Annotated in this window: 15 protein-coding genes; 9 read left to right on the top strand and 6 right to left on the bottom strand. The window is 57.3% G+C overall.

Translation table 11 applies throughout. From position 1 onward, the window contains the following. Positions 1-64 precede the first annotated feature (64 nt). Together clpA and clpS are read right to left on the bottom strand one after the other, a co-directional pair. Positions 65-2,344, bottom strand: a complete 2,280-nt coding sequence (gene clpA / locus F0319_RS03105; protein WP_014831269.1) for an ATP-dependent Clp protease ATP-binding subunit ClpA — start codon at positions 2,342-2,344, stop codon at positions 65-67. A gap of 27 nt (positions 2,345-2,371) precedes the next feature. Beyond that, entirely contained in the window at positions 2,372-2,692 is a 321-nt protein-coding gene (gene clpS / locus F0319_RS03100; protein ID WP_006174393.1) for an ATP-dependent Clp protease adapter ClpS, read from the bottom strand. Between the two features lie 267 nt (positions 2,693-2,959). On the opposite strand from clpS, the gene cspD reads away from it, so the two are divergent. Continuing rightward, positions 2,960-3,181, top strand: a complete 222-nt coding sequence (gene cspD, locus F0319_RS03095) for a cold shock-like protein CspD (RefSeq protein ID WP_008499993.1) — start codon at positions 2,960-2,962, stop codon at positions 3,179-3,181. A 70-nt stretch (positions 3,182-3,251) separates the two neighbouring features. On the opposite strand, the gene macB is transcribed toward cspD, so the two are convergent. Next, complete coding sequence (macB, locus tag F0319_RS03090; protein ID WP_149366262.1) at positions 3,252-5,192, bottom strand: macrolide ABC transporter ATP-binding protein/permease MacB; 1,941 nt, start codon at positions 5,190-5,192, stop codon at positions 3,252-3,254. Then, on the bottom strand, positions 5,189-6,304 hold the full coding sequence (gene macA / locus F0319_RS03085; RefSeq protein WP_059445587.1) for a macrolide transporter subunit MacA: 1,116 nt from the start codon (positions 6,302-6,304) through the stop codon (positions 5,189-5,191). Before macA ends, macB begins: the two co-directional genes overlap by 4 nt. Positions 6,305-6,463: 159 nt before the next feature. Here macA and F0319_RS03080 point away from each other — a divergent pair, with 159 nt between their 5' ends. Next, on the top strand, positions 6,464-7,420 hold the full coding sequence (locus F0319_RS03080; RefSeq protein ID WP_149366261.1) for a VirK/YbjX family protein: 957 nt from the start codon (positions 6,464-6,466) through the stop codon (positions 7,418-7,420). On the opposite strand, the gene F0319_RS03075 is transcribed toward F0319_RS03080, so the two are convergent. Next, positions 7,417-9,075: an ATP-dependent endonuclease gene (locus tag F0319_RS03075; protein WP_149366260.1), complete on the bottom strand. Its 1,659-nt coding sequence runs from the start codon at positions 9,073-9,075 to the stop codon at positions 7,417-7,419. The two genes, F0319_RS03080 and F0319_RS03075, sit on opposite strands and share 4 nt — an antisense overlap. A gap of 289 nt (positions 9,076-9,364) precedes the next feature. Here F0319_RS03075 and aqpZ point away from each other — a divergent pair, with 289 nt between their 5' ends. The 4 genes from aqpZ (at position 9,365) to hcr (ending at position 13,909) form a co-directional block, all read left to right on the top strand. Beyond that, a complete protein-coding gene (aqpZ, locus tag F0319_RS03070; protein WP_149366259.1) occupies positions 9,365-10,060 on the top strand; it encodes an aquaporin Z in 696 nt (231 codons plus the stop codon). Between the two features lie 170 nt (positions 10,061-10,230). Next, positions 10,231-11,130, top strand: coding sequence for a LysO family transporter (locus F0319_RS03065; RefSeq protein WP_111963907.1), 900 nt, complete (start codon positions 10,231-10,233; stop codon positions 11,128-11,130). Positions 11,131-11,274: 144 nt separating this feature from the next. Next, positions 11,275-12,927, top strand: coding sequence for a hydroxylamine reductase (gene hcp, locus F0319_RS03060; protein WP_149366258.1), 1,653 nt, complete (start codon positions 11,275-11,277; stop codon positions 12,925-12,927). A gap of 10 nt (positions 12,928-12,937) precedes the next feature. Further along, positions 12,938-13,909 (top strand): NADH oxidoreductase, encoded by a 972-nt coding sequence (hcr, locus tag F0319_RS03055; RefSeq protein WP_149366257.1) that lies wholly within the window; start codon positions 12,938-12,940, stop codon positions 13,907-13,909. A gap of 88 nt (positions 13,910-13,997) precedes the next feature. Here hcr and F0319_RS03050 read toward each other — a convergent pair whose 3' ends face one another. Further along, complete coding sequence (locus F0319_RS03050; RefSeq protein ID WP_115874615.1) at positions 13,998-14,432, bottom strand: DoxX family protein; 435 nt, start codon at positions 14,430-14,432, stop codon at positions 13,998-14,000. A 151-nt stretch (positions 14,433-14,583) separates the two neighbouring features. Between F0319_RS03050 and poxB the strand changes: the two genes are divergently transcribed. Genes poxB through F0319_RS03035 form a run of 3 tightly spaced genes read left to right on the top strand, consistent with a single transcriptional unit; the run spans position 14,584 to position 18,789 of the window. Beyond that, a complete protein-coding gene (poxB, locus tag F0319_RS03045; RefSeq protein ID WP_041910648.1) occupies positions 14,584-16,302 on the top strand; it encodes a ubiquinone-dependent pyruvate dehydrogenase in 1,719 nt (572 codons plus the stop codon). 38 nt (positions 16,303-16,340) lie between these two features. Beyond that, positions 16,341-17,342: a low-specificity L-threonine aldolase gene (ltaE, locus tag F0319_RS03040; protein ID WP_149366256.1), complete on the top strand. Its 1,002-nt coding sequence runs from the start codon at positions 16,341-16,343 to the stop codon at positions 17,340-17,342. A gap of 10 nt (positions 17,343-17,352) precedes the next feature. After that, entirely contained in the window at positions 17,353-18,789 is a 1,437-nt protein-coding gene (locus F0319_RS03035; protein ID WP_149366255.1) for an SDR family oxidoreductase, read from the top strand. The last annotated feature ends 28 nt before the right edge of the window (positions 18,790-18,817 follow it).

Genomic DNA, 18,817 nt, shown 5'->3' with positions numbered 1-18,817 from the left:
GAGGGCGAAAGGCAGGCATAAAAAAACCGGGCTATTGCCCGGTTTTTAAGACCTACGTAAGAAATCAGTGAGCCGCTTCCGGCTTGTGCTTCGCCGCACTCTGGAAATCGTACGTCAGTTCGTTCTTCGCCTGATCCAGCGCCACGGTCACCTGGCCGCCGTCCACCAGCGAGCCAAACAGCAGCTCGTTCGCCAGCGGTTTCTTCAGGTTGTCCTGAATTACACGCGCCATTGGACGGGCGCCCATCGCACGGTCGTAGCCTTTCTCGGCCAGCCAGTTTCGGGCCTCCTGGCTCACTTCCAGCGACACGCCTTTCTGATCCAGCTGAACCTGCAGCTCGACGATGAACTTATCCACGACCTGATGGATCACCTCGGTAGACAGGTGATCGAACCAGATAATGTTGTCCAGACGGTTACGGAACTCCGGCGTGAAGATCTTCTTGATCTCCTCCATCGCATCGGTGCTGTTATCCTGGTGGATCAGGCCGATGGACTTACGCTCGGTTTCTCGCACCCCGGCGTTAGTGGTCATTACCAGCACCACGTTGCGGAAGTCAGCTTTGCGCCCGTTGTTGTCGGTCAGCGTCCCGTTGTCCATCACCTGCAGCAGGATGTTGAACACGTCCGGGTGCGCTTTCTCGATTTCATCGAGCAGCAGTACCGCGTGCGGGTGCTTGATCACCGCGTCGGTGAGCAGGCCGCCCTGGTCAAAGCCCACGTAGCCAGGAGGCGCACCAATCAAACGGCTGACGGTGTGACGCTCCATATACTCGGACATATCAAAGCGCAGCAGCTCAATGCCCAGCGCTTTGGAAAGCTGAACCGTTACCTCGGTTTTCCCCACGCCGGTCGGGCCGGCAAACAGGAAGGAACCGACAGGCTTGTGCTCATGCCCCAGCCCGGCACGGGCCATCTTGATCGCTTCGGTTAAGGCCTCAATGGCTTTATCCTGACCAAAGACCAGCATTTTCAGGCGATTACCGAGGGTGCGCAGCGTGTCGCGGTCGCTCTGAGAAACACTCTTCTCGGGGATACGCGCGATGCGGGCCACCACGGACTCAATATCCGCCACGTTAACGGTTTTCTTACGCTTGCTGGCTGGCATCAGGCGCGCACGCGCCCCGGCCTCATCAATCACGTCAATCGCCTTATCCGGCAGATGACGGTCATTGATGTATTTCACCGCCAGCTCCACCGCCGCACGTACCGCTTTCGCGGTGTAACGCACGTCGTGGTGCGCTTCGTACTTCGGCTTCAGGCCGTTGATGATCTGCACCGTTTCCTCGACGGACGGTTCGGTCACGTCGATTTTCTGGAAGCGGCGCGCCAGCGCACGGTCTTTCTCAAAGATGTTGCTGAACTCCTGGTAGGTCGTGGAGCCAATCACGCGGATCTTGCCGCTGGAGAGCAGCGGTTTGATCAGGTTCGCGGCATCCACCTGGCCACCGGAGGCTGCACCTGCCCCGATGATGGTGTGAATTTCATCAATAAACAGGATGCTGTTGGTGTCCTGCTCCAGCTGTTTTAACAGCGCCTTGAAGCGTTTTTCAAAATCACCGCGGTATTTGGTGCCCGCCAGCAGCGAGCCGATATCCAGCGAGTAGATGGTGCAGTCGGCAATCACTTCCGGCACGTCGCCCTGCACAATGCGCCAGGCAAGCCCTTCGGCAATCGCGGTTTTACCCACGCCTGACTCCCCCACCAGCAGCGGGTTGTTCTTGCGGCGACGGCACAGCACCTGGATCGCACGCTCCAGCTCTTTATCGCGACCAATCAGCGGGTCGATACCGCCAACGCGAGCAAGCTGGTTAAGGTTGGTGGTGAAGTTTTCCATACGATCCTCCCCGCCTGCTTGCTCTTCATTGTTATTGACCTGATTGCTGGAATCCGATGCCTGGTTAGGCTCGTCTTTGCGCGTTCCGTGAGAGATAAAGTTAACCACGTCGAGGCGGCTGACTTCGTGTTTGCGCAGCAGATAGGCAGCCTGTGACTCCTGCTCGCTGAAGATGGCGACCAAGACGTTTGCGCCAGTCACTTCGCTACGCCCGGAAGACTGGACGTGGAATACCGCGCGCTGCAGCACGCGCTGGAAGCTGAGCGTCGGCTGCGTGTCGCGCTCTTCTTCACTGGCTGGCAGCACCGGTGTGGTTTGTTCGATGAAGGCTTCGAGTTCTTGACGTAGCGCCACCAGATCCACGGAGCAGGCTTCCAGCGCTTCGCGGGCAGATGGGTTGCTAAGCAGTGCGAGCAGTAAATGCTCGACGGTCATAAACTCATGTCGGTGCTCACGCGCTCTGGCGAAAGCCATGTTTAAACTGAGTTCCAGTTCTTGATTGAGCATAGGCACCTCCCCCAATTTTATGCCTTATCAGGCCTTTTCCAGCGTACACAGCAACGGATGCTCGTTCTCCCTCGCATAGTCGTTCACCATCGCCACTTTGGTTTCCGCCACTTCGGCTGTGAAGATGCCGCAGATAGCTTTGCCACGATAATGAACGGTAAGCATCAGTTGCGTTGCACGTTCTACATCATAAGAAAAGAACTTTTGTAGCACGTCAATAACAAATTCCATCGGCGTGTAATCATCGTTCATTAACATAACTTTATACATAGATGGCGGTTTTAGCGCGTCGCGCACTTTGTCTTCCGCCAGCTGGTCAAAATCCAGCCAATCGTTGGTCTTACCCATTATGCATAACCACTTTGAATCTACCTCAGATGTTAGATAACAATCATCTATTACTGTCATCCGCGATGTCTGTCACAAACTGTTGCAATAGCGTTAACTGCTTCAAACTTTGGTTGATTATTGTCCCATCTCCAGCGCCAAACGCTTGACGACTTCTTTCGTTTCTCTAAATTGTACAAGCGTGAGATGGCGAGGTTTTGAACAGCCCCCACTCCACCACCGGTTCATTCCATCTTAACTTATAAGATTTACGAAGGATGTCGAAGCATGGAAATGGGTACTGTTAAGTGGTTCAACAACGCCAAAGGGTTTGGCTTCATCTGCCCCGAAGGCGGCGGCGAGGATATCTTCGCTCACTATTCCACCATTCAGATGGATGGTTACAGAACGCTCAAAGCCGGGCAGTCCGTCCGGTTCGATGTTCACCAGGGACCAAAAGGCAATCATGCCAGCCTTATCGTCCCCATTGAAGCTGAGACGGTTGCATAGCTCTCTGTTTTATTGTGTACATCCCGCAGTCAAAATGCCAGCCCGATCGGCTGGCATTTTTATTTTCGGGTTATTCCCGAGCCAGCGCGTCCACCGGATCCAGCCGCGCCGCGTTGCGGGCGGGCAACCAGCCAAACAAAATGCCGGTAAAGGTTGAACACAAGAATGCGGTAATAATGGCCACCGGCGAGAAGCCAATCTCCCAGCCGGGTAAAAAGAGCTGGAGCGCGAAGGCGATCATCATCGAGAGCGCAATCCCCATCGCACCGCCGACCAGACACACCAGCACGGCTTCAATCAAAAACTGCTGCAGCACGTCGCTGGCCCGGGCCCCGACCGCCATGCGGATGCCAATCTCCCGGGTACGCTCGGTTACCGACACCAGCATGATGTTCATCACCCCGATACCGCCGACGACCAGCGAAATAACCGCCACCAGCGTGAGGAACAGCTGAAGAGTACGTGTGGTCTTTTCCGCCGTTTTCAAGAGGCCGTCCATATTCCAGGTGAAGAAATCTTTCTTCCCGTGGCGCAGGGTTAACAGCCGCTCAAGCTGCTGTTCGGCCAGCGCGCTGTCGTAGCCCTCCTTCACGCGCACGGTGATGGAGTTGAGCCAGGACTGCCCCATAATCCGCCCGGAGATTGTGGTATAGGGCAGCCAGACGCGCAGGATCTTGCTGCTGCCAAACATCGACTGCTTCTCTTCCGCCACGCCGATGACCGTGGCAGGCATGTTGCCGACCAGGATCACTTCGCCCACCACGTTGGCTTTATTGGGGAAGAGCTGTCTGCGCGAATTCGCGTCCAGCACCACCACCTGCGCCCTGCCCGCCAGCTGCTCGGCGTTGAAGGTGGCGCCTTCGCTGAAGGTCATACCGTAGACGTTGAAGTAGTCACCGCTCACGCCGTTCGCGCTGGCTGCCACGTCAACATTGCCCACGCGCAGGCGCAGGTTCTGCGACACCGCAGGCGTGGCGGAGTTGACCCATGGCTGCTTCTGAATGGCCGCCAGGTCGTCGTATTTCAGTGCCTGTTGATACTGCGGCTCGTCGTCGCCAAAGTCTTTGCCGGGATAGACGTCAATGGTATTGGTGCCAATAGCGCGGATATCTGCCAGCACCAGCTGCTTGGCCGCGTCGCCCACCACCACAATCGACACCACCGAGGCGATACCGATAATGATGCCGAGCATCGTCAGCAGGGTACGCATTTTATTGGCCGCCATCGCCAGCCAGGCCATGGTCAGCGCTTCACGAAAGCCGCTGGAAAATTGTCCCCAGCCGGTTGATGCTGGCAACGCTTCTTTAGATGCCGCTGCTCTGGACTCACGCGGCGGCGGGTTGCTGACCAGCTCGCCGTCGTGGATCTCAATAATGCGCTCCGCCTGTGCCGCCACCTGCGGATCGTGGGTCACGATGATAACCGTGTGCCCCCGATCGCGAAGCTGATGCAGGATCGCCATCACCTCTTCGCCGGAATGGCTGTCAAGCGCCCCGGTCGGCTCATCCGCGAGGATCACCTGCCCGCCGTTCATCAGGGCACGGGCAATACTCACGCGCTGCTGCTGGCCGCCGGACAGCTGCGAGGGCTGGTATTCAACCCGCTCCGCCAGCCCCAGACGCGTCAGCAGCATCTGCGCGCGTTCAAGTCGCTTTTTCCGCTCGACGCCCGCATAAACCGCGGGCACTTCAACGTTCTGCGCCGCATTAAGATGAGAAAGCAGATGGTAACGCTGGAAGATAAAGCCGAAATGTTCCCGGCGCAGCTTCGCCAGCGCGTCACCGTTCAGCGTGGAGACATCCGTTCCGGCCACGCGGTACGTGCCGCTGGTGGGTTTATCCAGACAGCCGAGAATGTTCATCAGCGTCGATTTACCTGAACCCGATGCCCCGACAATCGCCACCATCTCGCCCGCATCCACGCGCAGAGAGATGCCCTTCAGCACCTCCACCGGGCCGTCGCCCGACGGATAGCTGCGACGAATGTCCTTCAGCTCAAGCAGCGCCGTCATTTGGCGGCTCCGGGCAGGCTTTCGCTGACAACAACCTCCTCGCCCTCTTCCAGTCCTTTCACCACCACCACGTCGGTGTCGTTGCGCGCGCCTATCACAACCTCACGCTCGCGCGTTTCGCCGTTGCGCAGCACTTTCACTTTATAACGGCTATCCCCGGCGGATTCGCCGAGCGCAGAGAGCGGAATGGTCAGCACGTTCTTCACGCCGGTCAGCTGGATATGCACCTGTGCGGTCATGTCCAGACGCAGCACGCCCTGCGGGTTTGGCACCTCAAAGCGGGCATAGTAAAAAATAGCGTCGTTAACTTTTTCCGGCGTCGGCAGAATGTCTTTCAGCACGCCTTCGTAGCGCGTCTGCGGGTCGCCCAGCACCGTAAACCAGGCGTTCTGTCCCGGCTTAAGATGGATAACATCCGCCTCTGAAACCTGGGCTTTGACCAGCATAGTGCTCATGTCCGCCAGCGTCAGAATGTTTGGCGCCTGCTGCGCGGCAATCACCGTCTGGCCCTGCAGCGTGGTGATCTGGGTCACTTCACCCGCCATCGGCGCGACGATTTTGGTGTAGTCGAGGTTGGTTTTTGCCGTATCCAGCGAGGCCTGATTGCGCTTGATTTGCGCGTCAATCGTGCCAATCTGTGCCTGTTTCACCGCCAGTTCCGTGGTGGCCGTGTCTAAATCCTGCTTCGAAATCGCCTGGGTTTTGGCCAGTGCCTGCTGTCGGGTCAGCGTCACCTGCGCCAGGTTACGTTCTGCCAGCGCCTGCGCACGCTGCGCGCGCAGCTCCATCAGCGTGGCTTCCACCTCGCGGATCTGGTTCTCAGCCTGTTCAGGGTCGATAACGCCGAGCAGTTGGCCTTTTTTCACCTTATCGCCAATCTCAACAGACAGCGTTTTCAGCTGGCCGCTAACCTGCGCGCCGACGTCAACCTTGCGCAAAGCGTCAAGCTTGCCCGTCGCAAGGACGTTTTGCTGCAGTTCGCCCGGGCGAACAATCAGTGTCTGATACTGCGGTACCGGCGCATTCAGTACCTGCCATAGCCAGTACCCACCGGCTAAAACCACGACCGCCAGCAGCAGAAACAGCGTTCTGCGTTTTCCCTTGAGATTCATAAATATTCCAAATAAATGTTCTGGCAATTATAAATGTTGATTCTATCTAAACGACTCCTCAACGAAACCCCTGTTCTCTGAAATCGCCCTAATTTGTTTACGAGACGTTGACATTTCTCCTGTTGAAATAGCGATATTCCAAAAGGATCAGGATCTACCATGTCATCTATCGTCGACACATCACTTTCAAACCTGCCGCAGCCTAAATCCGGCTGGCAGCTCTTCAAAAAACTGGCTTTCGGTGAGTTCGCGCCCGGGCTGGCATGGGAAAAAACCGCCTACAGACGTAAGTTCATGCTGCGTTCACTGGCGACACCGCTCAGCACCGCTCGCCTGCTGTCTGACCTTGCAGAACATCCGCACCTGATGCAAATGCTCCAGGTTCAGCCGGGACTGCCCTGCCGCCTTCATCGTCCGTGGTTGACGGTCAATATGGATAGACAGCGTACGCTGGAATCGCTGTCATGGCACTATCAGATGATGTGTCGCCAGCTGCCGGCAAAGCTGACCAGTGGTTATCTTTCAAAGCAGGGCGTGACTCTGCTGACCTTAACCGGAAAAGATGAACAGCAATTTACCGTCCGTCTGTGTGCCGATGCGTTTATGGATAAAGAGGGAGAAGCTACCCTCGTTTTCTGTGACGGTCAAAATACGGCGCTGGCGGAGATGACCTTTACCCTCTGCCAGTTTGAGGGAAAATCGACGCTGTTCATTGGCGGTTTGCAGGGCGCAAAAGCGCATGTTCCGCATGAGCTGATCCAGGGTGCGACAAAAGCCTGCCATGGCCTGTTCCCAAAACGTCTGCTGGTCGAGGCCGCCATGACCCTCGGCGCCGCGTTCCCGGTAGAGCAAATTGTCGCCGTCAGTAACGATACGCACATTTATCGCAGCTGGCGCTACCGCAAGAAAAAAGAGGGGAAACTGTTGGCCGATTACGACAGTTTCTGGATCTCCATCGGCGGTGAAAAGCAGGACAGCGGTAACTTTATGCTGCCGCTCGTCATGCCGCGTAAACCGATGGAAGAGATCGCCAGCAAAAAGCGTTCCGAATATCGCCGCCGCTACGAGCTGCTGGATAGCCTGATTCAGCAGGTGAAACAGGCGACCCAACGTTAATCCGCTCTCCCGCGAGCCAGCCACAGCACGCGGGAGAACATCTTCCGCAACAGGGTCGGTACCGCCTCCACGCCCCGCCTCCCCGCCTCCGTCGCCACTTCAATGGCTAAATCCGGTTTTGAGGAACGATGAATAGCTTTGGCGATCACGCGCCGCATATTCATCGGGACATCGACCGGCACCATGGCAATTCGGTGGAATACGTCGTCAAACCCCTGACGATACATAAAGTGTTCCATGTCCATGGCGGGCAGCATAGTTAAATGGTCGCGCTCTTCCTCTCGCTCGTTACTCAGCAGGCTTCGCACGGTCGAGGCATATTTTTTGCCCGCCTCATCGCCGTCGACCAGAACGTGCCACTCGATCCCCATCCGGCGGGCAAATTTTATCAGTGCCTTTAATCCCGACTGGGCGAACTCGATAACCTTGATGCCTTCCGCATCAAAATGGTGGCCGCACTGGCGCGCCAGTTCGTTGATGACCCAGGTTTCCGTTTCCCCCTCAACCAGCAGCCAGCATCGGGCAAAGAGCGACGACGCCCGGTTAAAGCGAATATGGAAAGCGATGCGCCGCCCGTCTTCCGCGTTCAAACCGCCCGGCCCAAGCCGGAAAGCGGAGACGCGGGAGGATTCACGCACCAGGCGACAGACGTGTTCTACCGGCGTCAGCGATAATAGCTCCCCGGAATTGGTGGTCGTGACACGCTGGAGCGGCAGCAGATTCAGCAGATGCCATGCCACGGAGAGCATGATGGGATGGAGGCGCGTTTCCGGGTCTTCCACCAGCAGCAGCGGCCGGGCGTCCCGGTCAAGACGAACGGTGCCTTTGGCCTGCAGAAGCGTTGAAAACAGCCCCAGCAGAATCACCCGATGGGTACGACCTCCGGGCCGGTCGATCATCCGGTTAATGATGTCGAGATAACGCCAGCTTCGCTGCTCATCATGAGAGCGGCGGCGCATCAGGCGATGGCGCGACTCAGACGTTCCCTGTTCGGAAAAATAGTGCTCCAGAAGCTGTACCATTGCGGACAACCCCTGACGAATTTGGCCATCAGTAAGATTCTGCGGACGCGACACCAGCTCTCTTGCCAGAAAATCCAGCTCGCGGGCGGTGACTTCCACTTCCGGCATATTGGGTACGGTACCGTTACGAATACGCCGCATAAAACGCGCATCGCGCAGGCGTAACACAGGCGTCAGACGGATCAGGTGACGGGCCAGATCGTCGATATTGTCCAGCGGGATGGGGTTAGCTTTCTCATCGAGAAAATCACGCAGGGTGAGTACCCCCTCGTTCTCCGCCATCTCACCTTCCAGCCGGTAGAAAATCCGTTGAAAACCGTCATCGCACGGCACCCAACAGGGTGACAGCGGGCGGAAGCGACGCACGCGGTGACGTCCGGGCTCGGATTCGCGGAACGTCAGGATGATGTGCAGGTGCTTCTCGCGCCCCGTCACGTCGCCGGGTGGAAACCAGAAATCGTCGCGGACAAAGTGATACAGATCGTCCTCGGGCGAAAGCAGTAGCGTCAATGCATCCAGCAGGCTGGACTTGCCCCACGCGTTCTCGCCGATCAGGACGTTGTTTTGCTCCAGCTGCAGTGACAGGCGGTTAATACCGCGAAACCCGACAATTTCCACACGTTCGAGAAGCATAAATCCCCCGACAAATGATCACTTTTTCCTTCAAGTTATCAGCAGTATAGCGGGAGGTGCTCTGTCACGACAGCATAACATTCACCCTTACAAGAATTGGTCTATGCTCTATTTACCGCTGATTTGAACAAGGATTGACATCACATTGCCTTAAATCAAATTAATCGAATTTATTTAAGTGGCGAAGGGATGTTGTTGGTTTCTAAAATACGGGCTCTTCGAGTCGTCATCCCTTTATGGCGATATATCCCGCGCGCGGGAAAGCGTGCGGAAAATTTTTGAGGTGGTTATGTTTAGAAAATTGGCAGCAGAATGCTTTGGTACATTCTGGCTGGTATTTGGTGGCTGCGGTAGTGCCATTCTGGCAGCAGCATTCCCGGAATTAGGCATTGGTTTTGTCGGCGTCGCGCTGGCTTTTGGTTTAACCGTATTAACCATGGCGTTTGCCGTCGGGCATATTTCCGGCGGTCATTTTAACCCGGCCGTGACATTAGGTTTATGGGCCGGCGGTCGTTTTCCGGCGAAAGAGGTAATTGGTTATATTGTGGCGCAGGTGGTTGGCGGTATTATTGCGGCTGGCGTTCTGTACGTAATTGCCAGCGGTAAAGCCGGGTTCGACGCGGCGGCCAGCGGCTTTGCCTCTAACGGCTTCGGCGAGCATTCTCCGGGCGGCTACTCCATGTTGTCTGCCATCGTGATTGAAATTGTGCTGACCGCCGGCTTCCTGCTGGTGATCCACGGCGCAACCGACAAACATGCGCCAGCTGGTTTTGCCCCGATTGCCATTGGTCTGGCGCTGACGCTTATCCACCTGATTTCTATTCCGGTCACCAACACCTCCGTTAACCCGGCACGCAGTACCGCCGTCGCCATCTTCCAGGGCGGCTGGGCGCTCGAGCAGCTGTGGCTGTTCTGGGTGATGCCAATTATCGGTGGTATCCTGGGCGGCGTGCTGTACCGCACCCTGCTGGAAAAACGCGATTAATTGCTCGCGGTGTCGGGTGGCGCTAACGCTTACCCGACCTACGTGAGAGTGCACTTGAAGGCCGGGTAAGGCGTAGCCGCTACCCGGCTCTCTTTTGTCGCTTTACTGAACAGCCTTTATTGGGTAGTGTCTCTGGCGCTTAACCGATACTCAAAAAGGACCGGCTGTTCATGTTTTCAGGACTCCTCATCATTTTGTTGCCCTTGATCGTGGGCTATCTTATTCCGCTCCATCGTGAATCCGCATTAAGGCTCATTAATCGATTCCTGAGCTGGATTGTCTACGTGATTCTTTTCTTTATGGGGATTAGCCTAGCATTTCTGGACAACCTGTCAGCGAATTTACTCTCAATTCTCCATTATTCTGTCGTCACCGTAGTCGTTATTTTGCTGTGCAATATTGCCGCGCTGCTGTGGCTGGAACGCACTATTCCATGGAAAAATCACCATCATCAGGAAAAGCTTCCTTCACGAATTGCAATGGCGCTTGAATCATTAAAATTATGCGGCGTCGTGGTGCTCGGTTTTCTTCTTGGGCTGACCGGTTGGGCTTTTTTGCAGCACGCAACTGAGGCCAGCGAATATACGCTGATCTTCCTGCTGTTCCTTATTGGTATTCAGCTGCGAAATAATGGCATGACCCTGAGGCAAATTGTCCTGAACCGTCGGGGAATGATGGTTGCCGTCATTGTTGTCGCCAGTTCAATGGTGGCGGGCGTCATTAATGCCTTTGTGCTCGATCTGCCGCTGAAAACCGGCCTGGCGATGGCATCAGGTTTTGGCTGGTACTCCCTCTCCGGTATTCTGCTTACTGAATCATTCGGCCCGGTGATCGGCAGCGCTGCCTTCTTTAACGATCTGGCGCGAGAGCTGATCGCCATCATGCTGATCCCGAGCCTGGTTCGCCGCAGTCGTTCTACCGCGCTGGGCCTGTGCGGTGCGACGTCGATGGACTTTACCCTGCCGGTATTACAACGCTCCGGGGGGCTGGAGATGGTGCCCGCGGCTATCGTTCACGGCTTTATTTTAAGCCTGCTGGTTCCGGTTCTGATGGCCTTTTTCTCGGCCTGATACTTCTTTGGCGGTAGGTTTCCTGCCGCCAAAATTGCGCTAAATCAATCTCCCTCTATTTTGTAGCAGAAAGCCCTTTTCACCGTTCCGGCACGAGCATAACCTTAAACATGTATATCAAATATAACTTTAACAGGTGTGATTATGTTTTGTGTGCAATGTGAACAAACCATCCGTACCCCGGCAGGCAACGGCTGCTCCTACGCACAGGGTATGTGCGGCAAAACCGCAGAAACATCTGACCTGCAGGACCTGCTGATTGCGGCTCTGCAAGGCCTTTCCGCCTGGGCGTTCAAAGCCCGCGAATACGGCATAGTCGACCACTACGTCGACAGCTTCGCCCCGCGCGCGTTTTTCTCCACGCTGACCAACGTTAACTTCGACTCTCCGCGCATTGTCGGCTACGCCCGCGAAGCGATTGCCCTGCGTGAAGCGCTGAAGGCACAGTGTCTGAAGGCGGATGCCAGCGCCCGCGTGGAAAACCCGATGTCAGAACTTCAGCTGGTCAGCGACGATCTCGGCGACCTCCAGCGCCAGGCGGCAGAATTCACCCCGAACAAAGACAAAGCGGCAATTGGGGAGAACATTCTCGGCCTGCGCCTGCTGTGCCTGTACGGCCTGAAAGGCGCTGCGGCGTATATGGAGCACGCGCACGTTCTGGGTCAGTACGACAATGAGATTTATGCGCAGTACCACAAAATCATGGCGTGGCTGGGCACCTGGCCTGCCGATATGAATGCCCTGCTTGAGTGCTCAATGGAAATCGGCCAGATGAACTTCAGGGTGATGAGCATTCTGGACGCCGGTGAAACCAGCACCTACGGCCACCCGACGCCAACGCAGGTCAACGTCAAGGCTACCGAAGGCAAGTGCATCCTGATCTCCGGTCACGACCTGAAAGATCTCTACAACCTGCTGAAGCAAACCGAAGGCACCGGCGTTAACGTCTACACCCACGGTGAAATGCTGCCCGCGCACGGCTACCCGGAGCTGCGTAAATTTAAGCATCTGATCGGTAACTACGGCAGCGGCTGGCAGAATCAGCAGGTTGAGTTCGCCCGCTTCCCGGGCCCTATCGTGATGACATCTAACTGCATCATCGACCCTACCGTCGGCGCGTACGATGACCACATCTGGACCCGCAGCATCGTCGGCTGGCCGGGCGTGAGCCATCTTGAAGGTGATGATTTCGGTCCGGTTATCGCCCAGGCGCAGCAGATGGCGGGCTTCCCGTACAGCGAGATCCCGCACCTGATCACCGTCGGCTTCGGTCGCGAGACGCTTCTCGGCGCCGCCGATTCACTGATCGATCTCGTCAGCCGTGAAAAGCTGCGCCACATCTTCCTCGTCGGCGGCTGCGACGGCGCGCGCGGCGAGCGTAACTACTTCACCGATTTCGCCACCAGCGTGCCGGAAGACTGCCTGATCCTGACCCTGGCGTGCGGTAAATACCGATTCAACAAGCTGGACTTCGGCGATATCGAAGGCCTGCCGCGCCTGATTGATGCGGGCCAGTGTAACGATGCTTACTCGGCCATCATTCTGGCGGTCACCCTGGCGGAGAAACTGGGCTGCGGCGTGAACGATCTGCCTCTGTCCCTGGTGCTGTCATGGTTTGAGCAGAAAGCGATTGTCATCCTGCTGACCCTGCTCTCTCTTGGCGTCACCAACATCGTGACCGGACCGACCGCGCCAGGCTTCCTGACGCCGGACCTGCTGGCCGTGCTGAACGAGAAATTCGGTCTGCGTTCCGTGACCAACGTTGAAGACGATATGAAGCAGCTGCTGAGCGCGTAAGGAGGGATTCATGACCATGCCAACCTCACTATGCCCGTGGCGGATGCAGGTTCATCACATCCATCAGGAGACGCCGGATGTGTGGACTCTGTCGCTGTTGTGCCATGACTACTATCCATATCGTGCAGGCCAGTATGCGCTGGTCAGCATTCGCAATTCGGCGGACACCCTGCGCGCCTACACGATCTCCTCGACGCCGGGCGTGAGCGAATACATTACGCTCACCGTCCGCCTCATTGACGACGGCGCGGGCTCCCACTGGCTGACGCAGGACGTGAAGCGCGGGGATTACATCTGGCTGTCCGACGCGCAGGGGGAATTCACCTGTGACGACAAAGATGACGATAAATTCCTGCTGCTGGCGGCGGGCTGTGGCGTAACGCCAATTATGTCGATGCGCCGCTGGCTGGCGAAGAACCGCCCCCAGGCCGACGTGCAGACGATCTTCAGCGTCCGTTCCCCGGAAGATGTGATTTTTGCCGAGGAGTGGCGTGAATATCCGGTGACGCTGGTGGCGGAACACAACGCGACCCACGGTTTTGTGCCTGGTCGCCTGAGCCGCGAGCTGCTGCAAAGCGTGCCGGATGTTGCGAACCGAACGGTGATGACCTGCGGCCCGGCGCCGTACATGGCTATCGTGGAAGAAGAAGTGAAAGCGCTTGGCGTAGCCCGCTTCTTCAAAGAGCAGTTCTTCACGCCGGTGGCGGAAGCGGCAAGCAACGGCGGCGTTAAGTTCACCAAACTGCAGCCTGCCCAGACCTTCTTTGGCCGCGTGGGGACCACGCTGCTGGAGGCGCTGGAAAGCAACAAGGTGCCGGTAGCAGCTGCCTGTCGTGCTGGCGTGTGTGGCTGCTGTAAAACCAAAGTGGTTTCCGGTGAGTACACCGTCACCAGCACCATGACGCTGTCCGACGCGGAAATTGCCGAGGGTTACGTGCTGGCGTGCTCGTGCCATCCGCTGGGGGATTTGGTCCTCGCATAAACGATAAACGTTCGTTCGTAGGCCCGGTAAGCGTCAGCACCACCGGGCTTTTTTGCCGGGCGGTACTGCGTTTACCCGACCAACAATTTTACCGCCACGCGGGCGCTTTACCCAGCGCAAACCGCCCTGCCCCTAAAAACGCGACAGCCAGCGAGCCGATAAAGAAGTATACCAGGCTTTCAATCGCCCATGCCCCAACCTTATCAAGGGCGAACGTTTCACCCATTCCCACCATCAGCCACGCCACAATCATCGTAAACGCCAGTACCAGCGCGGCCGGCCGCGTAAACAGCCCGACAATAATCAGGATCGGCGCCACGACTTCGCCAACCAACACGCCGTAGGCGATAAATCCCGGCAGCCCTTTTTCCACCAGCATGCCGCTGATAAACCCCACGCCGCCAAAAAGCTTGTGCAAACCGTGAAAAAGCATCAGCCCGCCGACGGCAAGTCGTAACAAGAGTTTGCCAAGATCGTCGCACGATAGCTTTTCATTAACAGCAATTAACAATGATTTAACCATTTGAAATTATTCCTGTTTTAACTGAGACACTGCCAGATTATGCCGAATAATTGCGCGTGAAAAGCACCTTTTAATTGTGGGGATGCGACGGGCAATACGGAGACTTTCTTCTAAGCTTGTAAGCGTTATCACAAAAAGGAGACGGACAACCATGAAACAAACCGTGGCTGCATATATAGCGAAAACGCTCGAACAGGCTGGCGTAAAACGTATCTGGGGCGTCACCGGCGACTCCCTGAACGGACTCAGCGACAGCCTTAACAAGATGAAGACCATCGAATGGATGCCGACCCGCCATGAAGAGGTTGCCGCCTTCGCCGCAGGCGCTGAAGCGCAGCTTACGGGTGAACTGGCCGTGTGTGCGGGCTCGTGCGGACCGGGTAACCTTCATCTGATCAACGGTCTCTTCGACTGTCACCGCAATCACGTGCCGGTGCTGGCGATTGCCGCCCACATCCCCTCGTCCGAAATCGGCAGCGGCTATTTTCAGGAGACGCATCCGCAGGAGCTGTTCCGTGAATGCAGCCACTATTGCGAACTGGTTTCATCCCCGGAGCAGATCCCTCAGGTGCTGGCGATCGCCATGCGTAAAGCCGTGCTGAATCGCGGCGTTTCTGTGGTCGTTATTCCGGGCGATGTGGCCCTCAAGGCTGCGCCAGAAGGGGCAAGCACTCACTGGTATCACGCCCCGCAGCCCGTCGTCACACCAGCAGAAGAGGAGCTGAAAAAGCTGGCGCAGCTGCTGCGTTACTCCAGCAATATCGCCCTGATGTGCGGCAGCGGCTGCGCTGGCGCGCACAAGGAGCTGCTGGAATTTGCCGGAAAGCTGAAAGCCCCGATTGTCCACGCCCTGCGCGGCAAAGAGCACGTCGAGTACGACAACCCCTACGATGTTGGCATGACCGGACTGATCGGTTTTTCCAGCGGCTTCCATACCATGATGAACGCCGACACGCTGATCCTGCTTGGTACCCAGTTCCCGTATCGCGCGTTCTACCCGACGGATGCCAAAATCATTCAGATTGATATCAACCCTGCCAGTATCGGCGCGCACAGCAAGGTCGATATGGCGCTGGTGGGCGATATCAAATCTACCCTTGCCGCCCTGCTGCCGCTGCTGGAAGAGAAAACCGACCGCAAGTTCCTTGATAAGGCGCTAAGCGACTATCGCGATGCCCGCAAGGGGCTGGACGACCTCGCAAAACCAAGCGACAAAGCCATTCACCCGCAGTACCTGGCGCAGCAAATCAGCCATTTCGCGGACGACGACGCCATTTTTACCTGCGACGTGGGCACGCCAACCGTCTGGGCGGCACGCTATCTGAAGATGAACGGCAAGCGTCGCCTGCTCGGCTCGTTCAACCACGGCTCGATGGCCAACGCCATGCCGCAGGCGCTGGGCGCAAAAGCCACGGCGCCGGAGCGTCAGGTGGTGGCGATGTGCGGCGACGGCGGGTTCAGCATGCTGATGGGGGATTTCCTGTCGGTGGTACAGATGAAGCTCCCGCTAAAAATCGTGGTATTTAACAACAGCGTGCTGGGCTTCGTAGCGATGGAGATGAAGGCCGGAGGCTATCTCACGGACGGTACCGAGCTGCACGACACCAACTTCGCGCGCATCGCCGAGGCCTGCGGCATCACCGGTATTCGCGTGGAGAAAGCCTCCGAGGTAGATGAAGCCCTGCAGCGCGCCTTCTCCATCGACGGCCCGGTGCTGGTGGATGTCGTCGTCGCCAAAGAAGAGCTGGCGATCCCGCCGCAGATTAAGCTTGAGCAGGCCAAAGGCTTTAGCCTGTACATGCTGCGCGCAATCATCAGCGGCCGAGGCGACGAGGTGATCGAACTGGCAAAAACCAACTGGCTCAGGTAAAACATTTCGCATGACCTCTTAAATTAAAGGGATGTGAAATGATTGATTTACGCAGTGATACCGTTACCCGCCCGAGTCGGGCCATGCTCGAAGAGATGATGGCCGCTCCGGTCGGGGACGACGTCTACGGTGACGATCCGACGGTAAACGAACTGCAGCGCTATGCGGCAGAACTGAGCGGCAAGAAGGCCGCCCTGTTTATGCCGACAGGCACACAGGCGAACCTGGTCGCGCTGCTCAGCCACTGCGAGCGAGGTGAAGAGTATATCGTCGGCCAGGGCGCGCATAACTATCTCTACGAAGCCGGCGGTGCGGCCGTGCTCGGCAGCATTCAGCCGCAGCCGATTGACGCCGCGCCGGACGGCTCCCTGCCGCTCGATAAAGTCGCGGCGAAAATCAAAGCCGACGATATTCACTTCGCCCGCACTAAACTGCTCAGCCTCGAAAACACCCACAACGGCAAAGTGCTGCCGCGCGAGTACCTGAAGGCGGCGTGGGAATTTACCCGCGAGCGTAAACTCGCCCTGCACGTGGACGGCGCGCGTATCTTTAACGCCGTAGTGGAGTATGGCTGCGAGCTGAAAGAGATTACGCAGTACTGCGACTCGTTCACTATCTGCCTGTCAAAAGGACTGGGCACGCCTGTAGGTTCACTGCTGGTTGGCAATACGGACTACATCAAGCGCGCCAACCGCTGGCGCAAAATGACCGGCGGCGGGATGCGTCAGGCGGGTATTCTGGCGGCTGCCGGGCTGTATGCCCTGAAAAACAACGTGGCGCGTCTGAAGAACGATCACGACAACGCCGCGTGGATGGCGGCGCAGCTGCGCGAGATTGGCGCCGACGTGATGCGCCACGACACCAACATGCTGTTCGTCCGAGTGGGCGAGGATCGCGCCGCTGCGCTTGGCGAATTTATGAAAACACGTGGCGTGCTGATCAACGCCTCTCCTGTCGTGCGCCTGGTCATGCATCTCGACGTGAGCCGCGAACAGCTGGCGGACGTGGTGAAACACTGGCAGGCGTTTTTACAGCGATAAGGAGCATCACGTGCCGCAACGCATTCTGGTGCTCGGCGCCAGCGGGTATATCGGTCAGCATCTCACCGCGGCGTTAAGCCAGCAGGGACATCAGGTGCTGGCTGCGGCACGCAACACCGAACGCCTGCAAAAACTCGGTTTGCCTGGCGTTACCTGCCACAGCGTTGACCTCAACTGGCCGAAGGAACTTCCCGCCCTGCTGGAAGGGGTCGACACGCTTTACTACCTGGTGCACAGCATGGGCGAAGGCGGGGATTTCATCGCCCACGAGCGACAGGTGGCGATGAACGTCCGCGATGCGCTGCTGCAAACCCCGGTTAAGCAGGTGATTTTTTTAAGCTCGCTTCAGGCTCCCGAGCATGAGCAATCCGATCATCTGCGTGCCCGCCAGCTAACGGCTGAGACCCTGCGCGGCGCCAATATTCCCGTCACCGAACTGCGCGCCGGGATCATCGTTGGCGCAGGCTCCGCCGCCTTCGAAGTGATGCGCGATATGGTCTACAACCTGCCGGTACTCACGCCGCCGCGCTGGGTGCGTTCGCGCACCACGCCGATTGCGCTGGAGAACCTGCTGCATTATCTGGTAGCCCTGCTGGATCGCCCGGCGGAGCAGCACCGCGTGCTGGAGGCGGCAGGCCCGGAAGTGCTGAGCTATCAGGAGCAGTTCGAACACTTCATGCGCGTCAGCGGCCGCCGCCGCTGGCTGATCCCCATTCCCTTCCCGACCCGCTGGATTTCGGTGTGGTTTTTGAATGTGATCACCTCCGTGCCGCCGACGACCGCCAAAGCGCTGATCCAGGGGCTGAAGCACGATTTACTGGCGGACGATCGCGAACTGCGGGCACTCATTCCCCAGGAGCTGATCCGCTTTGACGATGCCGTGCGCAAAACGCTCAAGGAAGAAGAACAGCTGGTGAACTCCAGCGACTGGGGTTACGACGCTCAGGCGTTTGCCCGCTGGCGCCCGGAATACGGCTATTACCCGAAACAGGCGGGCTGCACGGTGAAAACCAATGCCAGCCTGGCCGCGCTGTGGGGAGTGGTGAACCAGATTGGCGGCAAAGATCGGTATTTCTTCGGTAATATCCTCTGGCAAACGCGCGGGGCGATGGACCTGCTGGTGGGCCACAGGCTGGCAAAAGGCCGCCCGGCAAACCCGTATCTTGCGGTGGGCGACACGGTAGACAGCTGGAAGGTGATCATCGTCGAGCCGGAAAAACAGCTGGCGCTGCTGTTCGGTATGAAAGCCCCGGGGCTGGGTCGACTCTGCTTTACCCTGAAAGACAAAGGGGATTATCGTGAACTGGACGTGCGCGCCTGGTGGCATCCGCACGGAATGCCGGGTCTGTTCTACTGGTTGTTGATGATCCCTGCCCACCTGTTTATCTTCCGTGGGATGGCGAAACGCATTGCGCAACTGGCAGAACAAAAGACGGAAAAGATCTAAATAAAACTCTCTTTCTTTCACCTTTCCC

This window comes from Enterobacter vonholyi (assembly GCF_008364555.1).
Taxonomy (GTDB): Bacteria; Pseudomonadota; Gammaproteobacteria; order Enterobacterales; family Enterobacteriaceae; genus Enterobacter; species Enterobacter vonholyi.
This window is presented reverse-complemented; position numbering and strand designations above follow the sequence as displayed.